Source organism: Nocardioides speluncae, assembly GCF_003121585.1.
GTDB lineage: Bacteria > Actinomycetota > Actinomycetes > Propionibacteriales > Nocardioidaceae > Nocardioides > Nocardioides speluncae.
In genome coordinates this window covers 47,240-71,400 of the sequence record NZ_QEOO01000007.1, presented here as the reverse complement: position 1 = coordinate 71,400, position 24,161 = coordinate 47,240, and the positions used below count along the sequence as shown (strand labels likewise).

At 70.5% G+C, this 24,161-nt stretch carries 21 protein-coding genes and 1 pseudogene; 11 read left to right on the top strand and 11 right to left on the bottom strand.

Going from position 1 to position 24,161, the window contains the following annotated elements; translation table 11 throughout:
• Nucleotides 1-421: 421 nt before the first annotated feature.
• On the top strand, nucleotides 422-1,549 hold the full coding sequence (locus DDV73_RS03595; RefSeq protein ID WP_240617098.1) for an HNH endonuclease signature motif containing protein: 1,128 nt from the start codon (nucleotides 422-424) through the stop codon (nucleotides 1,547-1,549).
• A gap of 143 nt (nucleotides 1,550-1,692) precedes the next feature.
• Here the strand turns inward: DDV73_RS03595 and DDV73_RS03590 are convergent, their stop codons facing one another.
• The gene (locus tag DDV73_RS03590) at nucleotides 1,693-4,665 is read right to left on the bottom strand and encodes a helix-turn-helix transcriptional regulator (protein ID WP_161962276.1); all 2,973 of its coding nucleotides are present in this window, start codon (nucleotides 4,663-4,665) and stop codon (nucleotides 1,693-1,695) included.
• Nucleotides 4,666-4,882: 217 nt separating this feature from the next.
• Between DDV73_RS03590 and DDV73_RS03585 the strand changes: the two genes are divergently transcribed.
• Nucleotides 4,883-5,680 carry a calcium-binding protein gene (locus DDV73_RS03585; RefSeq protein ID WP_109505877.1) on the top strand — a complete coding sequence of 266 codons (798 nt, stop codon included), beginning with the start codon at nucleotides 4,883-4,885 and terminating at the stop codon, nucleotides 5,678-5,680.
• A gap of 6 nt (nucleotides 5,681-5,686) precedes the next feature.
• Nucleotides 5,687-7,072: an FAD-dependent oxidoreductase gene (locus DDV73_RS03580; protein WP_109505876.1), complete on the top strand. Its 1,386-nt coding sequence runs from the start codon at nucleotides 5,687-5,689 to the stop codon at nucleotides 7,070-7,072.
• Here DDV73_RS03580 and DDV73_RS03575 read toward each other — a convergent pair.
• Entirely contained in the window at nucleotides 6,986-7,597 is a 612-nt protein-coding gene (locus DDV73_RS03575) for a TetR/AcrR family transcriptional regulator (RefSeq protein ID WP_109505875.1), read from the bottom strand. The two genes, DDV73_RS03580 and DDV73_RS03575, sit on opposite strands and share 87 nt — an antisense overlap.
• An 84-nt stretch (nucleotides 7,598-7,681) precedes the next feature.
• Here DDV73_RS03575 and DDV73_RS03570 point away from each other — a divergent pair, with 84 nt between their 5' ends.
• From DDV73_RS03570 to DDV73_RS29020, 5 genes and pseudogenes are all read left to right on the top strand, one after another.
• Entirely contained in the window at nucleotides 7,682-9,208 is a 1,527-nt protein-coding gene (locus DDV73_RS03570; protein WP_109505874.1) for a flavin-containing monooxygenase, read from the top strand.
• A complete protein-coding gene (locus tag DDV73_RS03565) occupies nucleotides 9,205-10,041 on the top strand; it encodes an SDR family NAD(P)-dependent oxidoreductase (RefSeq protein WP_109505873.1) in 837 nt (278 codons plus the stop codon). Before DDV73_RS03570 ends, DDV73_RS03565 begins: the two co-directional genes overlap by 4 nt.
• A gap of 24 nt (nucleotides 10,042-10,065) precedes the next feature.
• A complete protein-coding gene (locus DDV73_RS03560; protein WP_109505872.1) occupies nucleotides 10,066-10,620 on the top strand; it encodes a ribonuclease FAU-1 family protein in 555 nt (184 codons plus the stop codon).
• Nucleotides 10,617-11,987: pseudogene (locus tag DDV73_RS03555) on the top strand (M1 family metallopeptidase); the annotation flags it as partial. The gene DDV73_RS03560 and the pseudogene DDV73_RS03555, both read left to right, overlap by 4 nt.
• Before the next feature lie 172 nt (nucleotides 11,988-12,159).
• Nucleotides 12,160-13,290, top strand: a complete 1,131-nt coding sequence (locus tag DDV73_RS29020; RefSeq protein ID WP_109505870.1) for a glutamate--cysteine ligase — start codon at nucleotides 12,160-12,162, stop codon at nucleotides 13,288-13,290.
• Here the strand turns inward: DDV73_RS29020 and DDV73_RS03545 are convergent.
• The 5 genes from DDV73_RS03545 to DDV73_RS03525 form a co-directional block, all read right to left on the bottom strand.
• Nucleotides 13,283-13,654, bottom strand: a complete 372-nt coding sequence (locus tag DDV73_RS03545; protein ID WP_109505869.1) for a VOC family protein — start codon at nucleotides 13,652-13,654, stop codon at nucleotides 13,283-13,285. The two genes, DDV73_RS29020 and DDV73_RS03545, sit on opposite strands and share 8 nt — an antisense overlap.
• A 23-nt stretch (nucleotides 13,655-13,677) precedes the next feature.
• On the bottom strand, nucleotides 13,678-14,799 hold the full coding sequence (locus DDV73_RS03540; RefSeq protein ID WP_109505868.1) for a DNA polymerase IV: 1,122 nt from the start codon (nucleotides 14,797-14,799) through the stop codon (nucleotides 13,678-13,680).
• 40 nt (nucleotides 14,800-14,839) lie between these two features.
• Nucleotides 14,840-15,253, bottom strand: a complete 414-nt coding sequence (locus tag DDV73_RS03535) for a PIN domain-containing protein (RefSeq protein WP_109505867.1) — start codon at nucleotides 15,251-15,253, stop codon at nucleotides 14,840-14,842.
• The gene (locus DDV73_RS03530; protein ID WP_109505866.1) at nucleotides 15,250-15,474 is read right to left on the bottom strand and encodes a hypothetical protein; all 225 of its coding nucleotides are present in this window, start codon (nucleotides 15,472-15,474) and stop codon (nucleotides 15,250-15,252) included. The genes DDV73_RS03535 and DDV73_RS03530 overlap by 4 nt, the downstream gene beginning before the upstream one ends.
• A 93-nt stretch (nucleotides 15,475-15,567) precedes the next feature.
• Nucleotides 15,568-15,912 (bottom strand): hypothetical protein, encoded by a 345-nt coding sequence (locus tag DDV73_RS03525; RefSeq protein WP_109505865.1) that lies wholly within the window; start codon nucleotides 15,910-15,912, stop codon nucleotides 15,568-15,570.
• Nucleotides 15,913-16,128: 216 nt separating this feature from the next.
• Between DDV73_RS03525 and DDV73_RS03520 the strand changes: the two genes are divergently transcribed.
• On the top strand, nucleotides 16,129-17,532 hold the full coding sequence (locus tag DDV73_RS03520; protein WP_109505864.1) for a WS/DGAT/MGAT family O-acyltransferase: 1,404 nt from the start codon (nucleotides 16,129-16,131) through the stop codon (nucleotides 17,530-17,532).
• Between the two features lie 9 nt (nucleotides 17,533-17,541).
• Here DDV73_RS03520 and DDV73_RS03515 read toward each other — a convergent pair whose 3' ends face one another.
• Nucleotides 17,542-18,768, bottom strand: a complete 1,227-nt coding sequence (locus DDV73_RS03515) for a site-specific DNA-methyltransferase (RefSeq protein ID WP_240617097.1) — start codon at nucleotides 18,766-18,768, stop codon at nucleotides 17,542-17,544.
• Nucleotides 18,769-18,891: 123 nt separating this feature from the next.
• On the opposite strand from DDV73_RS03515, the gene DDV73_RS03510 reads away from it, so the two are divergent.
• Entirely contained in the window at nucleotides 18,892-19,761 is an 870-nt protein-coding gene (locus DDV73_RS03510; protein WP_206050690.1) for an SGNH/GDSL hydrolase family protein, read from the top strand.
• A 5-nt stretch (nucleotides 19,762-19,766) separates the two neighbouring features.
• Here DDV73_RS03510 and DDV73_RS03505 read toward each other — a convergent pair whose 3' ends face one another.
• Nucleotides 19,767-20,159 carry a hypothetical protein gene (locus DDV73_RS03505; RefSeq protein WP_109505862.1) on the bottom strand — a complete coding sequence of 131 codons (393 nt, stop codon included), beginning with the start codon at nucleotides 20,157-20,159 and terminating at the stop codon, nucleotides 19,767-19,769.
• Between the two features lie 57 nt (nucleotides 20,160-20,216).
• Here DDV73_RS03505 and DDV73_RS03500 point away from each other — a divergent pair, with 57 nt between their 5' ends.
• Nucleotides 20,217-20,681 (top strand): hypothetical protein, encoded by a 465-nt coding sequence (locus DDV73_RS03500; protein WP_109505861.1) that lies wholly within the window; start codon nucleotides 20,217-20,219, stop codon nucleotides 20,679-20,681.
• Between the two features lie 9 nt (nucleotides 20,682-20,690).
• Here the strand turns inward: DDV73_RS03500 and DDV73_RS03495 are convergent, their stop codons facing one another.
• Nucleotides 20,691-21,938 (bottom strand): hypothetical protein, encoded by a 1,248-nt coding sequence (locus DDV73_RS03495; protein WP_109505860.1) that lies wholly within the window; start codon nucleotides 21,936-21,938, stop codon nucleotides 20,691-20,693.
• A 48-nt stretch (nucleotides 21,939-21,986) separates the two neighbouring features.
• Nucleotides 21,987-24,161 (bottom strand): glycosyltransferase family 4 protein, encoded by a 2,175-nt coding sequence (locus DDV73_RS03490; protein ID WP_206050689.1) that lies wholly within the window; start codon nucleotides 24,159-24,161, stop codon nucleotides 21,987-21,989.

The following is a 24,161-nucleotide window of genomic DNA, read 5'->3' as shown; positions in this document are numbered from 1 at the left end:
CGGCAGGTAGCTCACCACGAACACCGCGGTGGAGACCATGCCCGCCAGCACGGTCACGGGAAGCTCGGACATGGTTCACCTCCTCAGGTGGTCTCGCGTCGAGTCTTGGAAAGCCAGAGTGTCCAGGTCGGACGGTAGATACGACGGTAGGTCGGGGCGCCGGCGCGGGCATCGGGGCTAGCACTTAGATCTGGCTCAGGGCGCCTTAGTCTCGAAAGGCTTCGCAGAATCTCTTTGAATTGCCCTGTGGATAACCTCGAACTGGTGTTCGACAGCCCCTACGATGGCCTTAGTTGATCTCGTCGGTGAGCGTGGAGGAGGTGCCGGAAGAATGCTCGTGAATGCGCCGCATCCGGTGCTTTCCTGTGCCGCCGCTATCGATGCCGCATTGAGTGAAGTGGCCGGTATCGAGCCAGCTTTCATGCGGACCTCGGAGAAGGCTGATGCCCTGCTGGCGCTGTCGCGGTTGGAGGTCCAGCTAGCCGCGTTGCGGTTGCGGATCATGGCGACGGCTGACGATGTCGCGGAGGAGGCCGGCGCCCGGGATGTGGCCGCGTGGCTGGCCCATGAGTCTCGCGATGTCCCGGCTGCCTGTCGGGCCGAGCAGCACCTCGCGGTGGCGCTGCATAGCCGGTGGACCCGACTCGGTACGGCGGTCGCCGAGGGTTCGGTGAACCTGGCCCAAGCCCGAGTGATCGCCCGCGCTCTCGACGAGCTCCCCAGCGATCTCGACCCGGCGCTGCGGGCGCAGGCTGAGGAACACCTGGTCGAAGCCGCCAAGGAGTATCGGCCGGATCAGTTACGGGTGCTGGGTCGCAGGATTCTGGACGTCATCGCGCCCGAGGTCGGAGAAGCCGAGGAGGCCAAGCAGCTCACGCGCGAGGAAGAACGAGCCTGGGAAGCAGTGAGTTTGACGCTGACCAGGCGTGGAGACGGCACCACCAGACTCGCCGGCGTCCTGCCTGACGCAGCGGCAAGCCGCCTCGCGACCTACCTCGATGCGTTCACCTCACCCCGCCAGCACGCCACCGTGGCGCCACAGGATCGGGCCAGGGGTCAGGCGTTCATCGCACTGCTGGAACATCTCGACCCAGCCAAGCTCCCCGACCACGGCGGCGACGCCACCACCGTCATGGTCACCATCAACCACGACGCCCTCACCCGCGACCTCGCATCCGCTGGCCTGGTCGGCACCGACGACAAGATCACCGCATCGGAGGCCCGACGGCTGGCCTGCACCGCCCAGATCGTGCCGGTGGTGCTGGGCGGGAAGTCCGAGATCCTCGACCTCGGCCGCACCAGGAGACTGTTCAACGCGCCTCAACGCAAGGCACTCCGACTCCGCGACCAGCAATGCCGCGGCGAGAACTGCTCGGTTCCGGCACAGTGGTGTGAGGCCCATCATCTGAGCCCGTGGTCGAGGGGAGGAAAGACGAATCTGACCGACGGAATCCTCTTGTGCTCACATCACCATCACCGAGCACACGATAATCGCTATTCAACGGAAAGAATGCCCAACGGCGATATCCGATTCCACCGGAGGAACTAATAGACCGCAACCACAGACCGTTGACCACAGCGGCGCGTAAGACAAATGCGGACATTGAGTAGTACCGCGACCAACCGCCGACGGTGACCGCGTAACTCGGTAGTCACCTGAAGCCAGGAAGCCCGCGGCAATCAGGGCTACGGTCAGCCGGTGATGCCGAGACGGTGGGCGACCCGGGCGGCCTCCTGGCGGCCGGTGACGTCGAGCTTGCGCAGGATGTTGGAGACGTGCACCGAGGCGGTCTTGGCACTGATGAACATCGCGTCGGCGATCTCGCGGTTGGTGTGGCCGGCGGCGAGTGCGGTGAGGACCTCCAGCTCGCGAGCGGTCAGCCCGTAGGCGTCCAGCGCGCCGTCGTCCCCCGCGCAGGCGCCAGCGGGATCGCTGGCGGGGAGCAGGTCGACTCGGTACCAGGTGGCCAGCGACTCGACCTCGCTCGTCAGCCGCGCGTCACGCAGCTCCAGAGCGGCGGCGTGCGCGTCGCGCAGCGAGGCCGTCGAGGCGGCGTCGACGCGCGCGATCAGCCGGGCCTCGGCCTCCCGCCAGCGGGCGTACGCCGCGGGCAGCGGCCGGTCGATGGCGGTCCACGCCTCGACCACCTCCGCCCACAGGTCGCCCGCACCCGCCCGGTCGACGTTCAGCCGGGCCGTCTCGGCATCGCACAGCGCCGCCCACGCGGCCGTCTCGGGCAGCGCCTTCGCGCCGAGCAGCTCGCCGACCGCATCACACTCTGCCTCCAGGACGGCGAGCCGCCCGGCCCTCTCGGAGCGTGACTTGGCGTCGCGGCGTACCGCGTCATCGTCGGCGAGCGCGCGCAGGCCGAGCGCGACCAGAGACCGGCCGAAGTGCGCGTCATCGGTGCCTCGGATCGCAGCGAGGCCGTCGATGACCAGGTCGTACGCCGCCGTCGGGCGGCCGGCCCACAGCTCGATCTCGGCCGCGGTCTCGATCGCCTCGCGCAACCAGCCGACCGGGGCGTTCTCGGACTCGATCACCAGGCGCGCCTGCTCGCACCGGTCCCACGCCGTGGTGAGCTCGCCGAGGGCCATGGTCAGCCGCGCAGAGAGTAGGAGCACGGGCGCCGCCATGATCCCGCGCGGGTGCCGGGCCAGTGCCTGGTCGATCAGCTCCTCTGCCTCAGGCAGCCGCCCGGCCTTGATCAGCGCATCGCTCGCGTTGACCATCAACAGGCTGCCGGTCTGCCGGTCCTGCCCGAACCGGCCAAGCTCGACGATCCCCTGCCGACCGAGGTCGATGCCTTCGTCCAGGCGGCCGGCGACGCTGAGGACGTGGCTGAGATCGACGTACGCGATGCCGAGGTCGTTGGCCTCTCCCACCTCGCGTGCGATCTCGAGTGCCTGACCGAGCAGCTCGACGCCGCGGTCGGTGTCGCCGCGAGTAGCGGCGACCTGTCCAAGTGCGTGCAGGGCCAGGCCCTCCTCGCGACGGCCACCGGTCGCGGTTGCCAGCTGCAGCGCGAGCGTCCCGTCGGCCTCGGCGTGATCGACACGTGACCAGGCCGCCCCGTAGAGCGCCAGGCCCGCGTGGATCCGTGCGGCGAGCGTGCTCTTCTCGTCGGGGTCGAGGAGCCCGACCGCCTCGCGAAGGGCGGCCTCGGCGGCCACACCGTCCCCAGCGAAGTACTGGAACGAGCCGAGCCGCTCCAACAAGGCCGCCCGTCCGCGCGCATCCTCCTCGTCGTCGAGGGCCTGCCGGATCAACCGGACAGCAGCGGCGGTCTCGCCGACCTGGCTCGCCGCATCCGCGGCACGGCGCATCAGGTCGACCCGATCGAGGTCGGCCGGCACCTGCCCCAGCAGCTCGATGGCCCGCGCGTAGGCGGCATGCGCGTCGGCGAAGGCAAACATCCGTTCGTACGCCGCGCCGGCGGTGATCGCCGCGTCCAGCGCGCGGGGCAGGTCGCCGGCCCGGTGCCAGTGCCGGGCCACCTCGCCGATCACCTCCGGCCCGGCGTCGGACGACGCCGCCTCGACATCGCCCGTCAGCGCCTCAGCTGCGGCGCGGTGCAGCCGGGTGCGCTCGCCGGGCAGCAGCTCGGCGTACACCACCTCGCGGAAGGCCGGGTGGTGGAAGCCGATGCTGTCGTCGGCGCGCACCTCGGCGACCAGTGCCTCGATCGCCGGCCGGAGCGCGTCCTCCACGTCCTCGGGGGCCGCACCGGTCGCCCGCGACAGCAGCGAGACCGAGCCGCCGCGCCCGATCACCGATGCTGCGCGCAGCACCCGGCGGGTCTGGTCGGGCAGTCCATGGACCCGGCTCCGGAGCAGCTCGTGGAGGGTGGCCGGCAGGGTCTCCGGCTCGTCGCCGCCGCGGACCAGCTGTTCGACGAACAGCGGGTTGCCCGCGGAGCGCTCCAGGGTGCGCTCCAGGAACTCCGGGCTCGGCACCTCGCCGAGCAGCGTGGTGATCAGCCGGGTCGCCGATCCCCTGTCGAGCCGCTCCAGCCGAAGCCGGCGGGGGTCACACAGCCGGCCGAAGTCGGCCAGCCACGGGCCGAGCGAGCTGGCCGGGCCGCCGGTCTGGCTGAGTGCGCCCTCGCGGTAGGTCAGGACCACCAGCACCCGCTCGTTGGTCAGGTTGGTGGCCAGGAACGAGAGCAGGTCGAGCGTGGACCGGTCGGCCCAGTGCAGGTCCTCGACGACGTGTACGACGGGCCCGGCGGCGCTCATGCGCCCGAGCAGGCCGAGCACCGCCTGGAACAGCCGCAGCCGCGATCCGGTCTCATCGCCTTGGTTTCGAGTCGGTCGCTGCGCGACCTCCTCAACCGGCGGCGCGGGCAGCAGTCGGGCCAGGTCTGGCGAGCGGCCCAGCTCCTGACGGACCACGCCGGTGGCCGAGGCTGCGCGCAGCGCCTGCGAGAGCGCGGCGTACGGCAGCGGCTCACCGGCCACCGGCACGCAGGCGCCCGCGAGCCGCTGGATCCGGGCACGCCGAAGGAACGCCTCGACTAGGGAGGTCTTGCCGACGCCGGTCTCGCCGGAGATAAGTACGAACGCAGGACGGCCCGCTGCAGCCTGCTGGAGCGCCTCTTGCAGCACGCCCAGGCTGTCGTCACGGCCGACCAGTTCGACCATCGCAGTCTCGCCACCGGACATGGCGTCACTATCCTCCGCGGCCGGATCGGCCGCCAATCCCATTCTTTGTTCCACGGGCCCCTAGGAGACGTCGGTGACCGCCCACGGACACATCTGAGGCCCTCAGGCCCGCATCTAAGGCGGCTTCCCCATGTGGCTGAGGCACCGCGATTCCTAGCGTGAGGGCCGTGTCATCCACTGACTTGACCCACATAGACAATCCACGAAAGGGACTGCAATGACCCACCCCACTCCGGCCCGTACCGGCCGCCGCGGCCGTCGGCTGCTCGCCACGGCCGCTGTCGTCGGCGTACTCACCGCCGGGATCGCGACGGGCGCCGCCGCGTTCGTCGCGCCCGGCACGAACGGCAACGACGTCACCGTCGGCGCGGACAACGACAACGCCGACAACACCTTCATCCAGCCGCCCGGCGTGGCCGCCAAGCAGCACATGGACAACACCGACGTGCTGTTCGGGCGCGGCAAGGACGACCTGCTGATCGGCAGGCTCGGCGGCGACACCGCGCTCGGCGGCTCCGGCAGCGACATCCTGGTCGGCGGCCCGGAGGACTTCGCGGCGCCGAACAGCGACGTACTCGTCGGCGACACCGGCAACGACATCAACATCTGGGCGCCCGGCGACGGCAGCGACGCGTTCATCGGCAACGAGAACTACGACACGATGATCTTCGCGCCGTTCGTCGAGAAGCCCGACGGCTCGCTCGTGCTCAGCTCGTACGGCGACCGCAAGGTGCCGCGGGTCGACATCGACGAGAAGCCGAACTTCAGCTGCACGATCGTGGCCGTCCCCAGGTCGGAGAACCTCGGCTTCCAGTTCCTGGTCCGGTTCAACGTCAACGGCACCCCGGCGGTGACCGTGCGCCAGAAGGACGTGGAGAAGGTCTTCTGCCCGAGCCCGGTGAAGGGCCAGGCGAAGGTCGCCTACCTCAACACCGCGCACCCGCAGTTCCGCAACGTGTGGCTGAGCCAGGTTCCGGGCACGGTCGGCGCGATCCTCAAGCCCACGGCCTGGTGATCCGCCATGTCGAGCACGCACCCGGACACGCAAGCGAGCACGCAAGCGCGTGAGCGCACCGCCGTGGTGATCGGCGCCAGCATCGCCGGCGTGCTCGCTGCTCGGTCGCTCACCCGTCACTACGACCGGGTCACCCTGGTCGACCGGGACGAGCTGCCGCATGGGCCGGCAGCCCGTGGGGGTGTCCCGCAGGGGCGCCACACCCACGGGCTGCTGGTCCGCGGGCTCCAGGTCATCGAGTCGCTATTCCCGGGCGTGACCGACGAACTGGTGGCCGAAGGCGCCGTGCTCGGCGACATGCTGGCCGACGGCCGGTGGAACTTCCCGGCCGGCCGGCTCGCCAGCGGCCGGTCGGGCCTGCGGATGCTGGGCGTCAGCCGGCCGCTCCTGGAGCACCACCTGCGCCGGCGGCTGCTGGCCGACTCACGGATCCGGGTCGCGGAGGGTACGTCGGTCCTCGACCTGGCCTTCGCCGCGGACGGGGCGCGGGTCGTCGGCGTACGGGTCGCCGGCTGCAGCGGCGGCCGGGCCGAGCTCCTCGCCGCCGACCTGGTCGTCGACGCCTCGGGGCGCAACGCCCGGACACCTGAGTGGCTGCAGCGGCGTGGGTACGACGCACCCGAGGAGGAGGTCGTGCGCTGCGACAAGCACTACGCGACCCGGCAGTTCCGCGTGCGGAAGCCCGATCGGATGGTGGTGCGCGCCGTCAACGCCACTGCGACCAAGCCGAGGTCCGGCGTGATGGTCCGCAACGAGGACGATCGGTGGACGGTCTCCCTCACCAGCACTGCAGGTGACCGCCCGCCACGCGAGCTGGACGGCTTCGTGAGGTTCGCCCGGAGCCTGGCCAGCCCCGACGTCGCGGCCGCGCTCCGCGGTCTCGAGCCGCTCGACGACGGCCTGTTCTACCGGTTCCCGGCAAGCCGGCGGCGCCGCTACGAGCGGCTGGCCGAGTTCCCGGAGGGCCTGGTCGTCACCGGTGACGCGCTGTGCTCGTTCGACCCGGTCTACGGCCAGGGGATGACGGTCGCCGCGCTGGAGGCAGAGGAGCTCGGCCGCTGCCTGGACGCCGGCCGTCACGACCTGGCGCGCCGCTTCCACAAGCGCGCCGCGGTGCACATCGACACCCCGTGGATGATCGCGGTCGGCGCCGGCCCGAGGCCGATGGCGGCGTACATCGACCGGCTGCTGGCCGCGGCTGTCCACGACCCGGAACTGGCGGCGGCGTTCCTGCGGGTCAGCCACCTGGTCGACCCGCCGCAGCAGCTGCTGCGGTTGCCGGTGGTGCTGCGGGTCGCGAAGGTCTCAGTCGGCCTTGGGCGCGGTCGTCATGATCTGGAAAAGCGCCTGGCTCAGCGAGTCCAGAAGGGCCTGCCGGTCGATGCCGCCTGAGTCCTCGACCCAGGCGAGTACGACGTGCTCGACCATCGCCGACCAGCCGCGCACCATCAGCCGCAGCGCCGGGGTGTCCTCGATGCCGAACTCCTCGAGGACCCCCGGCTCGGCCTCGTCGAAGATCCGGTCGGTGAGCGCGGCCCGGGCGGACTCGTAGATCTCACGCATCGTCGGGTTGCCGGAGTACGCCGCCCGCACCAGCGACTGGTAACCCTGCCGGTTGGTCTCGACGAAGCCGAGGTAGCCGTCCAGCGAGCCGCTGAGCCGGGCGAGCGGGTCCGGGTCGTCGGTGGGTGCGGTGAGCGCGAACAAGTCCTCCGTCGCGCGGCGTACCACCGCTTCGTGGAAGTCCTGCTTGTTGCCGAAGTAGTGGTACAGCAGCCCGCGCGAGATCCCGGCCGCCTCCGCGAGCAGGTCGATCGAGAGCTTCTCCAGCGGACGGGTGGCCAGCAGCTTGACCCCGAGATCGAGCAGCTGCTCGCGTCGGGTGTCAGGACTGAGGCGGATCCGCGGAGTGGTCACCGGACCATGCTACTACTGAACAACTTTCAATAAGTTGTCTCAGGCTATTGACGCCTGTTCAATAGCCCACCTACCGTTGTTGGCATGAACCACGACAGCGACCCTCGAGTCCTCCCCGACCGGGTCCGCCAGCTTGTGATCGGCGCCGGCTTCGGCGGCCTCGGCATGGCCATCAAGCTCGACGAGGACGGCGAGCGCGACTTCCTCGTGATCGAGAAGGGCGGCGACGTCGGCGGCACCTGGCGCGACAACACCTACCCCGGCGCGGCGTGCGACGTCCCGAGCCAGCTCTACTCGTACTCGTTCGCGCCGAACCCGTCGTGGTCGAAGTCCTTCTCGCCGCAGCCGGAGATCCAGGCGTACCTGCAGGGCGTGGCGCGCGAGGCCGGCGTACTCGACCGGTTCGCGTTCGACACCGCGGTCGAGGAGGCCGCCTGGGACGAGGCCGGGCAGGTCTGGCAGGTCGAGGTGTCCCGGGCCGGCGAGCGGCACACGATCACCACCGACGTCCTGATCTCCGCGGCCGGCGCGCTCTGCGAGCCGCGGCTGCCCGACATCGACGGCATCGACACCTTCCAGGGCGAGGTCTTCCACTCCGCCCGGTGGGACCACGACACCGACCTGACCGGCAAGCGGGTGGCCGTGATCGGCACCGGCGCATCGTCGATCCAGATCGTCCCGGAGATCCAGAAGGTGGTCGGCCACCTCGACGTCTACCAGCGCACCGCGCCGTGGGTGATCCCGCGCCACGACCGCGCCTACACCGGCGTCGAGAAGGCGCTGTTCAAGCGCGTCCCGGCGATCCAGAAGCTCTACCGGACCGCGATCTACTGGGGCCGCGAGGCGTACGTCCCGGCGTTCACCCGGCGCCCGGAGCTCGCGCTGCCGGCCAGGCTGCTGGGCCTGTCCAACATCCGGCGGGGCATCGCCGACCCCGAGCTGCGCGCGCGGGTCACGCCCGACTACGCGATCGGCTGCAAGCGGATCCTGATCTCCAATACCTACTACCCGGCGCTCGCGAGCGACAACGTCTCGCTGGTCACCGACGGAATCGCCAAGATCACCGGCGACGCGATCGTCACCGCCGACGGCGTGGAGCGGCCGATCGACGTACTCGTCGTGGCCACCGGCTTCCACGTCACCGACCCGCCGATCGCCGAGCGGATCCGCGGCCGCGACGGCCGGAAGCTCGCCGATGTGTGGTCGGAGAACGGGCAGGGCGCCTACAAGGGCTGCACCGTGCACGGCTTCCCCAACCTGTTCCAGATCGTCGGGCCCAACACCGGCCTCGGCCACTCCTCGATGGTGTTCATGATCGAGTCGCAGCTGGCCTACATCCGCGACGCGCTGGGGACCATGCAGACCGACGGCCTGGCGACCGTGGAGCCGCGGGCGGAGGTGCAGCAGGCGTGGAACGACGACCTGCAGCGCCGGATGGAACCCAGCGTGTGGAGCTCGGGGGGCTGCGCCAGCTGGTACCTCGACGAGCACGGCCGCAACACCACGCTCTGGCCGCGGGCGACCTTCACCTTCCGGCGCCTGCTCAGTAGGTTCGACAAGACGGCGTACACCGTGGCTCCGGCCCGCACCCGAGAGGACGCATTCGCATGAAGACGCTCGACGGCAAGGTAGTCGCCATCACCGGCGCCGGCTCCGGCATCGGCCGGGCGCTGGCCCTCAACGCGGCCGAGCGCGGTGCGCTGCTGGCCATCTCCGACTGGAACGGCGACGGGCTCGCCGAGACCGTCGACCTGCTGAAGGCAGCCGGCGTCACCGAGGTCCGCAGCGACGTGGTCGACGTGTCCTCGCGCGAGCAGATGGCCGACTGGGCCGGGGCGGTCGCGGGCCAGTTCGGCCGGGTCAACGTGCTGGTCAACAACGCCGGCGTCACCGCGACCGGCGACTTCGAGAACATGTCCTACGAGGACTTCGACTGGATCGTCGGGGTCAACTTCACCGGCGTGGTCAACGGCACCAAGGAGTTCCTCCCGCACCTCATCGCCTCCGGCGACGGGCACCTGGTCAACATCTCCTCGCTGTTCGGGCTGGTCTCGATGCCCGGCCAGTCGGCGTACAACGCGACCAAGTACGCCGTCCGCGGCTTCACCGAGGCGCTGCGCGAAGAGATGCTGGTCAACAAGCGGCCCGTCGGCGTCACCTGCGTGCACCCCGGCGGCATCAAGACCGGCATCTCGCGCAACGGCCGCAAGACCGCCGACATCGACGCCAACGCTCTGGACGACCTGTTCGAGAAGCGGCTCGCCCGGATGTCGCCCGAGGACGCCGCCGAGATCATCGTGAAGGGCATGCTGGGCGGCAAGCCGCGGGTGCTGGTCGGCATCGACGCGCACCTGATCCACCAGTTCGCCAAGTTCACCGGCGCCCGCTACCAGGACGTCTTCGCGGCCGCCTCGAAGCGGGTCGTGCCGAAGCCCAAGAAGTAGGGCGCTGTTGGCAGACTGGCCGGCATGGTTGTTGGCAGGGTTGGTGGCAGGGAGATCGGCGAGCAGGTCCGGGTCGTGATGTCGAAGTGGGGCGGCCGCCCGCATTGGGAGTACGACGCCCGATGGCTCGGCACCGACCACCACGGCGAGTGGCTCGGCATCCCGGCCGGGACGCTGATGACGCGGCCCGGCGCGGAGTACGTCGCGCCGACCGACCAGGTCGGGCTGGTGCCCGCTGTCGACGCGGGGGACCGGGGCTGGCTGGCGTGGTTCCACGACGACGGCGGCGCGGTCGAGGTGTACGTCGACATCACCAGCCCGCCCGAGTGGGACCGCAGCACCCTGCGCGCCGTCGACCTCGACCTGGACGTGATCGGCGACCTCGACGGCAGCACCCGGATCGACGACGAGGACGAGTTCGCCGAGCACCAGGTGGAGTTCGGCTACCCGGCCGACGTGATCGCCGGCGCCCTGGTCAGCTGCGAGGTCGTGCACGCCGCCGTACTCGCTCGGACCGCGCCGTACGACGGCACCGCGGCCGCCTGGATCGCCCAAGTAGGGTCGCGAGAGTGGCGATGACTTCTCGGAGGAACCGGCGGACCTGGGCCGCCGCGGTGGCGATGGTCGTGGCGACGGCGGTGGCCGCGCCGACGTCGGTGATGGGTGCGTCGAGCGGCGGGCCTCGCCCGGGCGCGGAGACCGCGGGCGACACGGTGTACCCGGCGTACGGCAACGGCGGGTACGACGTCAGCCACTACGACATGCGGATCCGGTGGGCCGCTGCGACCAAGCGGATCGTGGCCACCACGACGGTCACCGCGAAGGCCAAGCATGGCTTGACCGGCCTCTCCCTCGACCTCGCCCGGAACCTCAAGGTCGGCGCGGTCCGCGTCGACGGCCGCGTGGCGGCCACGCAGCAGGCCGGGCACAAGCTGCGGATCGACCTGCCACGGGTGGTGCGGAAGGGCGCGACGTTCCGGGTCAAGATCGGGTACTCCGGCCGGCCGCGCACCATGCAGGACCCCGACGGCAGCTCCGAAGGCTGGTTCCGGACCGGCGACGGCGCGGTGGCGCTTAACCAGCCGGTCGGCGCGCTGACCTGGTTCCCCAACAACGACACCACGCGCGACAAGGCGCGGTTCGACGTGCGCGTCAACGTCCGGTCCGGGCTCGAGGTGGCCGGCAACGGCAACCTGGTGTCGCGGCGTACCAGCAACGGCCGGACCACGTGGCACTGGCGGATGGGCCGGCCGATGTCGCCGGCGTTGTCGATGGTCGGGATCGGCCAGTACGACGTGGACCGCCGGCGCGGCGCCGACGGCACGCCGTTCATCAGCTTCACCGACCCCAAGCTGGTCACGCCCGCGACGAAGACGGCGCTCCGGCGGCTGCCGCGGATGCTCGCGTGGCTGGAGAGCGTCTACGGGCCGTACCCGTTCGGCTCGTCCGGGCTGGTCATCGACAACGTGAGCTCCGGATATGCCCTGGAGACCCAGACCCGGCCGGTGATGCCCGGCGGGGCCGACCCGTCGACCACCGTGCACGAGCTGGCGCACCAGTGGTTCGGCAACTCCGTCGGACCGCGGGACTGGAACCACATCTGGCTCAACGAGGGCTGGGCGGTCTACTCCGAGTGGCTATGGGCGCACCGGCAGGGCGGGCCGTCGCCGCACCGGGCGTTCCGCCGTACCTATGCCGCGCATCCGGCTGGCGACGACTTCTGGACGGTGCCGCCCGGCAACCCCGACCGGCCCGAGAACCTCTTCCACTCCGCCATCTATGACCGCGGCGCGATGACGCTCCAGGTGCTGCGGGAGCGGATCGGCAGTTCGGCCTTCCAGCGGCTGGCGAAGCGCTGGCTGCGGGATCACAAGTACGGCACCGCGACCACCGCGCAGTTCATCAGGCTCGCGGAGCAGGTGTCGGGCAAGCAGCTCGACGGGCTGTTCGAGGACTGGCTGTTCGCTCCCGAGCGGCGACCGGCTATTAGCCCGACCCGGGTCGAGCAGGTTGCGCGACAACCCTCGTCGAGACCACAATCCGGTCGGTTTGTCCAGATCGTCCACGGGAGGGACAAGACGGTCGCCGTAGCCGGGCTCCGGCTGTCACGATCGTGCGATGGAGATCGAGTTCCGGAGCTCGCCGCGACCGACCCTGGGCGTGGAGTGGGAGTTCGCGCTCGTGGACAAGCAAACTCGGGATCTCGTCAACTCCGCCGCCGAGCTGTTCGCCGCCTGCCATCCGCAGCTGGAGGAGCCGGCGAAGGTGCACAAGGAGCTGCTCCGCAACACCGTCGAGGTGGTGACCGGCGTCTGTGACGACGTCGGGTCGGCGATGGACGATCTCCGCGAGAGCCTGTCGGTCGTCGTACCGGCTGCTGACGAGCTCGGGGTCGACCTGTACGGCGCCGGCGCCCACCCGTTCGCCGCGTGGTCGGAGCAGCAGCTGACCCCCGGCCATCGCTACGAGGAGCTGATCAACCGCACCCAGTGGTGGGGCCGGCAGATGCTGATCTGGGGGGTGCACGTCCACGTCGGGCTGCCGGAGCGGGACCGGGTGATGCCGATCCTGTCGTCGCTGCTGAACCACTACCCGCACCTGCAGGCGCTGTCGGCGTCCTCGCCGGTGTGGGCAGGGACCGACACCGGCTACGCGTCCAACCGGGCGCTGATGTTCCAGCAGCTGCCGACCGCCGGGCTGCCGTTCCAGTTCGAGATGTGGTCGGAGTTCGAGTCGTTCGTGAACGACCAGCTGACCACCGGCGTCATCGACGAGCTGTCGGAGATCCGCTGGGATGTCCGCCCCGCGCCGCACCTCGGCACCCTGGAGAACCGGGTCTGCGACGGCGTCTCCACCCTCCGCGAGCTGGCCCCGCTCGTCGCGCTGATGCACTGCCTCGTCGTGGACCTCGACAACCGGCTGGCTTCTGGCGAGCCGCTGCCCACGATGCCGCCGTGGCACGTCCAGGAGAACAAGTGGCGGGCCGCCCGCTACGGCCTCGACGCCGTGATCATCCTGGACGCTTCGTCTCGGGAGCGGCTGGTCACCGAGGACCTCGACGACCTCCTCGAACGGCTCACCCCCATCGCCCGCAAGCTCAACTGCGAGGACGAGCTCCGCGCCGTCGCCGACATCCCCCGCGACGGTGCGTCGTACCAGCGCCAGCGCGCCGTTGCCGCCGCCACAGGCGGCGACCTGGTCGCCGTCGTCGACTCCGTCGTCCGGGAGCTGCGGGCCGACCTCAGCTGATCAGCGTCTGCTTGGGCCGGACGACGCAGAACTCGTTGCCCTCGGGGTCAGCAAGGACCAGCCACGACTCCTCACCGGTCTGCCCGATATCGACTCGGGTCGCACCGAGCCCGAGGATCCGTTGAATCTCCTCCTCGCGGTCATGTGCGCCCGTCGTGAGGTCGAGGTGGATCCGGTTCTTGGTCCTCTTCTGGTCCGGCGACGGCATGAAGCAGATCCCGACCGGCGAGGTCTCGTCCGGGCCGATCACGATCTCTCGCTCCCGCTCGGACAGAATCGGCCAGTCGAGCACGGCCGACCAGAAGCGGGCCAGCCTGGGCAGGTCGTGGGCATCGATGACCACGTGATGCAGAGAGAGCGGCACTCGGCCAGTATGCGGGCCAACAGTCAGCCGGTGGTGGTGCTGGCCGCTCTGGGGCCCCCTCCCCCTCCCACCTCCGCCATTTCCAGTCGTACGCCGAGCAGGCACACCGGGCGGTCCTTCTCGACGCGGTCGAGCAGAGACACGGCCGCGTCGGCGAGCTCCTGCTCGTCGGTGGACTCGCCGGGCAGGGTGAGGCTGCGGGTGACGGTGAAGAACGGCTTGAACCGCACCTTGATCCCGACCCGGACCGCCGGCCGGCCTTCGCGCAGGATGTCCTCGCGGACGCGCGTGGTCAGGTCGCGCACCGCCTGCTCCACGTCGGCCCAGTCGGTCAGGTCCTCCTGGAAGGTCTGCTCGCGGCCGTGGGCGCGGGGCACCCACGGCGTCGGGTCGACCGTGGCGCTGGCGACACCGCGGCCGAGCCGGCCCAGCCACGGGCCGATCGTCGGTCCGAGCTCGGCCGCCAGGATGTCGACGTCGGCACGGCCGAGCTGGGTGACCGTGTCGATGCCGAGCGCGGTCAACTTCTTGGCGGTCTTGTTGCCGATCCCCCACAGCGCGTTCGTCGGCCGCTCGCCCATCACCTCGGTCCAGTTGTCTTTGGTCAGCTGGTAGCTGCCACGCGGCTTGCCGAACTCGGTGGCGATCTTGGCGCGCAGCTTGTTGTCGCCGATGCCGACCGAGCAGTGCAGCCGGGTCGCCTCCAGCACCTCGGCCCGCACCACCTCCGCGAACTCGGCCGCGTCGCCGAGCTCGCCGTGGTCCGCGCCCGGGCCGAGGAACGCCTCGTCCCAGCCGAGCACCTCCAGCAGCACCGGCACCCCGCCCCAGGTGAGCGAGCGCAGCGTTGCCATCACCTCCGCGGACGCCGCGTCGTACGCCGGCCCGTCGACCGGCAGGAAGATCGCGTCGGGGATCTTGCGCAGCGCCACCCGCAGCGGCATCCCCGAGCCCACGCCATACTCACGCGCGGCGTACGACGCCGTAGACACCACACCCCGCTCGGTGGGATCCCCCCGCCCTCCCACCACCACCGGCAAGCCCTCGAGCTCGGGTCGCCGCAGCACCTCGACCGCGGCGATGAACTGGTCCAGGTCGACGTGCAGCACCCACCTCGGACCGACCTCGTGCCGCACCTGCACCATGCCCCCGATCCTGCCAGAGCCTGTACTTCGCAGGCTCCGGTCAGATGGCGTAGATGGTGATGCCCACCAGGCCCGCGGCGAGCACACCGATGTCGTCACTGTCGCCAGTCATGATGACCGCGCCGCCCGCAGCGACCGCCACCGCGACAACGGTTGCATCCACGTGGTCTCGCGAGCCACGGCCGGCCCTGGCAAGGAGATTTCCGATCCGGCGGGCGAGCTGCCGCGTGGTGTCAACGACTTCGATCCCGGAGTGCTCACTCAGACAGGAGTCAACGACCTGGTCGTGCCGACCGCCGCGGTACTGCTCGGCGAGCACAGCGGCCGGTACTAAGACGTCGCTGCCGGCGTGGATGGCTGCGCGCAGCGCGGCATGGACATCGGCGGACCGACTGCCAGACCGCGACCGCGCGAGCGACGAGAATGCCTCGGAGTCGAGAACAAGCGCGATCATGTCAACAGCCGGCGGAAGTGCTCCACCAGCTCCGGGTCAGGCGGTCCGAACTTGGCATCCAACTCGTCCACGAACGCGACGAGCGCTCTGCGCCGCTGCCGCCGCTCCAACTCGACGCGGAGGATCGAATTCACCGTGGCCGACAAGGCGCTCGGGTCGTCACCGAACTCCTCGACCACATCGGGATCGAGCGTCAAGGTCTTCCTCACCTTCTTGCTCATACTGAGATCATACTCTGATGCGCGTGGCGCGCCAGGAGGTTTGACCGCGCCAGAGCCCACCCGATGGGCTCTGGCTCGATCGTGGCGAGCGGATCAGGCGTGGCGCTCGTCGTAGCGGGCCCAGTTGATGGCGCGCTTCATTTGGCCGAGGTCGCGGTACCACGTCCGGACCTCGGTGTTGCAGCGCACGCGGTCGACGTACCGGTCGTACTCCAGACACTCGGCGAACGCCTCGGAGTCGGTCGGCGGCGAGATCTGGCTGCCGTCGTAGTAGTGGATGGTGAAGCCGTTGGCCTTGTCGCCGGTGACCTTGACGATGGTGTCGGCCGGCGGCGTCCACGGCTCGTCGGCCGACGACGGCAGCGCGAACGCCGTCCCCAGACCGCCGAGCGTGAACGCCGCGACGGCTGCTGCGACTGCTGACAGGTACCTCTTCATGGGTGTCCCCCGTGATCTCTGGATGGAAGCGCCGGGCCGTTCCCGGCATACGAGAGACGTTAGGGAGGAACGCCGACGGACGGTGGTGGGCGACGTCGTACCTGTGGAGAGATCGGGGGGTGGCAAAACTGTGGACGACTGGTGGGCCGTTCGACCCGAGTGCGTGAGTATGGTCGGTACCGACCCGCCCACGGTCGACGCGTTCAAGGAGCACACATGGCCCTCCCGATTGACCCGACCGCCACCGGCTTCCTGCTCGCGGAGAGCCGCACCATGCCGATGCACGTCGGATCGCTCCAGCTCTACCGGAAACCGGAGGACGCCGGCCGGACCTACGCTCGCGACCTGTACGAGCAGATGCGCTCCGACAGCACCGACCTGGCGCCGCTGTTCCTCCGGCGCCCGCACCGCTCCCTCGCCACCGCCGGCCAGTACACCTGGGTCCCCGACGAGCAGTTCGACATCGAGCACCACCTGCGGCACAGCGCGCTGCCCAAGCCGGGCCGGATCCGCGAGCTGCTCGACCTCTGCTCCCGCCTGCACGGCACCCGCCTGGCCCACGAGAGGCCGCTCTGGGAGGCACACGTCATCGAGGGGCTGCGCGACGGCCGGGTGGCGATCTACACCAAGATGCACCACGCGCTGGTCGACGGCGTCTCCGCGATGCGGCTGCTGCAGAGGGTGCTCTCCGACGACCCCGACGAGCGCGACATGCTGCCGCCGTGGGCGGCCCGGCCCAAGCGCGCCAAGCCAGCCGACGAGAGCGCCGACCGCAACCTGGTCGAGGTCACCACCAACGCCCTGCGGACCGCGATCGGTATCAGCGCCGAGGCCGCCGGCATGCCCGGCGCCTTCATCAAGACGGTACGGCGCGCCGCCCGCAACGAGGCCGCGCCGATCGCCTTCAACCCGCCGCGCACGATCCTCAACCAGAACATCACCGGCGCCCGCCGATTCGCCGCCCAGGACTGGCCGATCGAGCGACTCAAGGCCATCGGCAGGGCCAGCGACACCACCCTGAACGACGTCGTGCTCGCGATGTCCGGCGGCGCCATCCGGCGCTACCTGCTCGAGCTCAACGAGCTGCCGGACGAGCCGCTGGTCGCAATGGTGCCGATCGGCCTGAAGGCCAAGGAGTCGCACCTGCCGTCGGCCGACGGCGGCAACGCGGTCGGCATGGTGATCGCCCAGCTCGGCACCCACCTCGAGGACCCGGCCGCCCGGCTCACCTCGATCAGCGACTCGATGCGCTCCGGCAAGGAGGCGCTGGCCACGATGACGCCGACCCAGATCGTCGCGATGAGCGCGATCGGCATGTCACCGGCGATCCTGCTGCCGATCCTCGGCGCCCGCGGCTCGCTACGCCCGCCGTTCAACCTGATCATCTCCAACGTGCCCGGGCCGAAGAACACGCAGTACTTCAACGGCGCCCGCCTCGACGGCATGTACCCGCTGTCGATCCCCACCCACGGCGTCGCGCTCAACATCACCTGCGTCTCGTACGCCGACGACCTCTGCTTCGGCCTCACCGGCTGCCGCCGTACCGTCCCGCACCTGCAGCGGCTGCTCACCTACCTCGACGGCGAGCTCGACGCGCTGGAGAAGGCCGCCGGAGTCTGAGTACGACGGCTACTCGACCGTCGACAGTCGGAGCACCCGCAGGCCGCCGCCGACGGTCCGTGCGACCGCGGCCAGGCGGGCCTCGGTGATCGCCGAGACCGTCGCCAGGCCGGCGAGCTGAGCGTCGGAGCCGGTGCGGGTTGGCTCGGCGGAGTTCACCGAGACACAGGTGCGTACGCCGTCATCGACCGCGTTCACCAGGGCGACCGCGTGCCCCGTTGTACCCGAGCCGGCGAAGAAGTCGAGGACCACGCTGTCGGCCGGCATCGTGCCGAGGATCCGGCGCACCAGCCCGGTCGGCTTGGGCGACTCGAAGACCTTGCCCACCAGCTGCTTCAGCTCGGCGACGGCGGTGTCGGTGGAGCCGACCTCCTCGGCCAGCCAGATCGTCTTCAGCTTCTTGCGGCGCCCGGCGTGCAGCCAGTCCTTCTGGAACACGTCGACCCGCTCGCCGGTCCGGCCGCGCACCACCCGGCACACAAGGTCATCCGGCCGCGCGTCGATCAGCGGCGCCGACCACCGCCACACCGCCGGCGTGCCGTCGCCGAACACCGGCTTGACCTCCTCCGCACCTTCAAACGCAAGAGTCCTGACCTCGCCGGTCTCCGGGTTGCCCCAGATCGCGAAATGCAGGGTCGGCGCGGTGAGCGGGTTGAACTTCTTGTTGGTGTTGCGCAGCGGCAGGTGCCGGTAGCGACGGCCGTCGGGGTCGACCAGCGGGAAGTCGCTCTCGTGCACGATGTCCGAGCTGGTCGCGTCCAGTGCACACGCCCGCAGCTCGCGCGCGTAGACCAGCAAGTACTCGTGGCTGGTCGCGAAGAAACTCCCGAGCTGGCGGCCCTTCGGGTTCAGGTTGACCACAATCTGGGCGACGAAGTTGGCCTCGCCGAACACCTCGTCCAGCAGCAGCCGCAGCGTCGCGACCTCGTTGTCGTCGATCGAGCAGAAGATCGCGCCGCGCTCTGACATCAGCTCGCGCGCCGCCACCAGCCGCGGCCGCATCATCTCCCGCCAGCCGTCGTGGCGAGTACGGCGCCTGCCGCCGGCCGCCCGGAAGTCGTCGACGTAGGCGAAGTCGTTGCCGGTGTTGTACGGCGGGTCGATGTAGATGACGTCCACGCCGCGGTCGAGCACAGTCGGCAGCAGCGGGAGCACGTCGAGGTTGTCGCCCTCGACCAGCGTGTTGACCGCGCGCTCGGGGTCGATCGACGCCCCCTCGTCCAGCTCCAGCCTCACGGCACCACCGTACGGCGCAGCGCGTCCGGCACCCGTCCACACACGCGCCTAGCCGACTGTGTGAATTTGACTCATATTCCTGGGTAACACTCAGGAATGCTCAGGTCTCTCAGGAGGCGGCCGATGCGACTCATTCTCCTCGCCACAGCGGTCCTCGGCTGCGCCGTACTCTCGCCACTCGCTCCGGCGGCCGCAGCCGACACCGACACCGCGAACTACGTCGCGATCGGCGACTCGTACGTCGCCGGCGCATTCACCGGCCTCCCCACCGGGCAGCCGTTCGGCTGCCTGCGCTCCACCGGCAACTACCCGCACGTCCTCGCACCAAAGCTGGCCCCGCTGACCCTCCGCGACGTCGGCTGCAGCAGCGCCAAGACCGACCACGTCTTCGCACCCCAGACCACCGACGGCAGCCTCGGCGTGGCACCGCCGCAGCTCGACGCGGCCACCGCCGCCACCCGCCTGGTCACGATCGGGCTCGGCGCCAACGACATCGCGATCAGTGACGCGTTCACCGGTTGCGTGAGCCTGTTCCCGATCGGCTCGCCGTGCCGCGACAAGTTCGCGAGCGCCGGAAAGGACGTGTTCGCCGACCGGATCGCGGCCACCGCGCCGAAGATCGACCGGGTCCTGTCGGCCGTCGCAGACAAGGCACCGGCCGCTGAGATCCTGGTGGTCGGCTACCCGTCGATCGTCCCGAACAGCGGTCGCGGCTGCTGGCCCGCGGTCCCCATCACCGACCCCGACATCGGCTACCTGCGCGACACCGTCAAGCGGCTCAACGCCATGCTGAGCGACCGCGCGGCCGCCGCCGGTGCGACATACGTCGACACCTACACGCCGAGAATCGGCAAGGACCTGTGCGCGGCACCCTGGACGAAGTGGATCGAGGGCCTGGTCCCGACCTCGCCGGCCTCGCCGTTCCACCCGAACGCGCGCGGCGAGGCCGGACTGGCCGACGCGGTGCTGACCACCCTGGATCGCGCGGGGTAGCCGGCCTACTTCTTGCGGCGTACGGGCCGGGGCAGCTTCTTCAATGAAGTCGTCGACGGCTCGGCGGGCACCGCCGGCATCCGGCGGGACAGGTCGGCGTGCTCCAGCAGCGCCGAGAACGGCAGGTCCTGTGGCGGGTACGCCGCGATCGGGCGCTCGCCGGTGAACACGACGTACACCGTGGAGCCGGACGGCGCGATCTTCAGCACCGTCCCCTCGACCACACCGGCCGCGTGGGCGAAGGCACGGCGCCGGGCGTTGAGGGTCTTGGCCCGCTTGGTGGCCCGGGCGGCGGCCTGCTTGCCGCCGTTGTCCCAGGCGATCTTGGCCTGCGGGCCGTACTTGACGGCGATCTTGGCGGCCTGTGCAGCGGTCCTGACGACTGGCCCAACCTTCATAGGCCCATCCAACCAAATCACTGTTGTAATGGAAGAGAGCCGAACGAGAGGCACACCATGGACGAGGACAAGACCCGCCCGGACCCGATCAGCCCAGGGGCAAGCCTGGTGGAGCTGGCAGCAGCGGCGGTGACCGTGGTCGCCACCGACGGCTACGCCCGGGTCAGCTACGGCCTGGACCTCTCCGGCCGGATCGCCGGCAAGCTGGAGACCCTGATCGACGAGACGATCCTGACCCTGCAGGCCACCCGGCCGCTGCTCCAGGCGGCCACCGAGGCACTGGAGAGCGGCATCGTCGACGAGATCCGCGACGCCCTCGGCAAGACCGACGACCTGGTCGACCTCGCCGCCAAGATGGCCAACCAGCTCGACCATGTGCAGGTCATGGTCGACGCCACCTCACCGGCGCTCGGCCTGGTCAACACCACCATCGAGCAGGTCGGCGCACTACCCGGCGCCTCGTTCGTACGGCGCCGGATCACCCGCCAGCCACACCCGACCGACCGCGACTACGACGCCTAAGACACCACCTCAGCGCGAGACGGTGAGCGTCCGCTTCGGTGAGGTGCCCGCGAGGTTGCCGGTGGCAGCCGGGACGGTCACCCAGACGGTCCACTTGCCGGTCTTCCGCACCGTCGCCGCGATCCGGTACGACCCACTCGCCGAGATCAGCGCGGACCCCACCTTCACCGGCCCGCCTGGAGCGGCACGCCACAGCGTCGCGCGGAAGCCCGGCTTGGCCGGCGTGGTCTTGCCGGCGACCACCAGCCGCTGGCCGAGCCGCAGCGTCCGGTCCGCGACGGTCGCGCTCACCGCTGTCTTGACTCGCACCACATCGGGCGCGGACAGGCTGCCCAGCGAGCTGTCGATCTCGACGAACCGCCAGCGGTAGGAGGTCTGCTTGGTCGGCTTCACCTTGAGGCTGACCCGGCCGCTGTCGTCCGAGAGGTCTTCGCCGACGAACTTGTAGGTGCTGCTGCCGTGGGCCTTCGCCTCCAGCCGGACCCGCTGCCCCGCCATGTCGTTGGTCGGGATGGCCTGCAAGCGGCCGTTCACGGTGACCGCCGTACCGGCCGTGGTTGTCGATGCCGCTGAGATCGCGAGCTTGGTCTTCTGGGCCTCGAGGTCGTACGTCGTGACCGAGCCCGGGCTGCCGACCCGGAACGCGTCGAGGTTGAACGTCTGCGTGTTGCAGCCGAACCCGATGATGAAGTACCCGTCACCGTTGCCGTTGGCCGCCGTGAAGGCCGCCACCGTGGCACTGCCGCCGCCCTGCACCAGCTGGCCGGTCGTGGTGTTGTACTTCCCCCAGCTGTACGTCGCGCCGCCGACGTCGACGCTCCGCCACCCACCCGGCGGCTGGGAGAGCTCGGCGCGGCCCTGCCAGTACAGGTTGGTGCCGTTGTCGGCGGGCGCCTGGTAGACGGCGTACGCCGCGCCGGTCATCGCCGCGGTGCCGTACAGGCTCACACCCACCACGGTGGTCGCCGACATGCTCGAGGCATCGGCGTAGATGCCCGAGGCGGACGGCCCGTCGGGGAGCGAGAACCGCATGCTGCGGGTCCCCTTCGGCGGCGTGTCGGGGCCGCGGTCGATCCCCAGCTGCGGGAAGAAATTGAGCGGTGTGAAGCTGGACGAACAGTCCACTGCGGCGATTCCGACCGCGTCGCCGGGGAAGGCCACGCCGTGGACGACCACGGTGCTGTCGGCTGCCGCCGACGAAGCCGGCAGGACCGAGAGGACGAGCGCGGACACAATGCCCAAGATGATGCGTCGCATGGGCCCGATCTTTGCGGCCCGCGCGGGCGCCGTCCCTGGTTCAGCCAACTACTGGGGTCCGTCGAGCAGCCCCCGGTATGTCGCGTCGACGATCTTCACGATCGAGGACCAGTCCCGCTCGGCGCGCACCCACGCCCGCGCGGCCTCGCCGTGCTTGACCCGCAGCGCGGGGTCGTCGAGGTAGCGCTCCAGCACGCGGGCCAGGTCGGTCGAGCAGTCCTTGTCGAACACCAGCCCGGTCTCGCCGTCGGCCACGATCTCGGTCAGCGCGGCGACCGATGAGGTCACCACGGCCTTGCCCATCGCCATCGACTCGAACGGCTTGATCGGCGAGATCGCCTCGCATACCGGCAGCGGCTGCCGCGGGAACGGCGCGATGTCGAACAGCGACAGGTAGCTGGCCACCTCGGCGTGCGGCACCCGGCCGGTGAAGGTGACCACGTCGCCCAGGTCGAGCCACTCGGCCTGCCGGTGCAGGGTCGACTCGAAGTGGCCGTCGCCGACGACCACGAGGTGGAAGTCGGAACGGCGCTCCTTGAGCGTCGCCACCGCGTCGAGCAGCAGGTCCAGGCCCTCGTAGTCGACCAGCGACCCGGCGTACCCGATCACTGTCTTGCCGGCCACGCCGAGCGCCGCCTCCAGCGAGGTGTCGCGCGGCCGAGGTTCGAACTGCGAGGCGTGTACGCCGTTCGGCAGCACCACGATCTTCTCGGCGGGCACCCCGCGCGACTCCATCAGCCGGCCGAGCGCGGCGGTGATCACGAAGACCCGGTCGGCGGCCTGGCAGATCGTGGTCTCGAGGTGCTCCAGGAACTTGTACCGGTCGGAGTGCTCGAAGCCCGGGTCACGCGAGACCTTCATCAGCTCCTCGAGCCCGCGCATCTCGTAGACGAACGGCACTCCGAGCTGCGCGGCGGCGGCCTGCGCGGCCAGCCCGTTGACGTGGAACGACGACGCGTGGATCAGCGCCGCGCGGTGCTCGCGGGCGTGCTTGGCCAGCCCCTTGGCGAAGCCGTCGACGTAGCCGCGCAGCGGGTACTGCGGGTAGGCGCGGGCCGAGGTCAGCAGCCGGTGGTAGGTGATCCCGTCGACACTGTCGGCCGGCTCCACCACTCGGGTGTCGGCGGCCGACCAACGGTCGTAGGGGAAGCCGGGCCGGGTCACGCCGGTGACGTCCCAGCCGAGGCCGGCCAGACCGGTCGCGACGCCGTGGGAGCGGGTCGCGTAGCCGCCCGAGCGGTGCGGCAGCGACTGCGCGAGCACCGACAGTACGGCGTCCTCGCGCGGCTCGTAGCGGCGCTGCCCCGACCGCTCGGCCGTCGCCCAGCCATCACGGACCACGGCCAGCTGGTCGGACGCGTTGGCCCAGGTCTCCTGGGCGAAGGAGTCGTCCGGCCGGTGGGTCAGGGCGTGTGAGGCGAGCGTCGCGGCGGCGCCGGTGTAGCCCGCGGTCAGCGCGCGGGTCGCGGCCTTGCGCAGCTCCAGCCCGGCCGCCTTCGCGTGCACCAGCGGGGCGTCGTCGGGCAGCGGGTGGCTCTCGGCGAAGATCGCCAGCCGGTCCCACTCGCGGCGCCGGTCCAGCGCCCGGGCGACGACCGGCACCGGCCAGCGCAGGTACGCCGCGGCGTCCTCCACCGCGTCGGACAGCTCACCGACCGAGGTGGCGACCAGATCGATCTCGTTCCACGCCTCGGCCAGCCGCTCGTCGTACCCGTGCAGGCCCCAGGCCTCCAGGCTCGCGCGGTACCGCTCCACGCTCGGCCGGTCGCCGCTGCGCAGCGCGACGAACGCCTCGTCGAGCTCGCGCCGGTTGCGCGGCCGCTCGCCGATCAGCGCGGCCAGCGCCTCGGCCTGCTCCTCGCCCTCGGCCAGCCGGTGGTGCACCACCCTGGCCTCGAACGCCACCGGCCTCGCGGCGACCGCTGTCCGGGCCGCGGTCAGCGCGCCGTGCTTGTCGCCCCGCTTCTGCCGGGTCTCGGCGAGCAGCGCCCACGCGCGGCTGGTGACCACGCCGGAGACGGCGGTCTCCTCGAGCAGCGGCGCGACGGTCCGCTCCGCGCCCTCGTAGTCCTTCAGGCCGCGCAGCAGCCGGCGGGCCTCGGCGACCCGGGCCCGCCCGACCAGCCGCTGGAACGACTCCGGCCCCTGGTCGGTGGGCAGCAGCACGGACACGGCGGCCCCGCCGCGGCGTACCCGCCGTTTCACCTTGGTCTTCAAAGACAT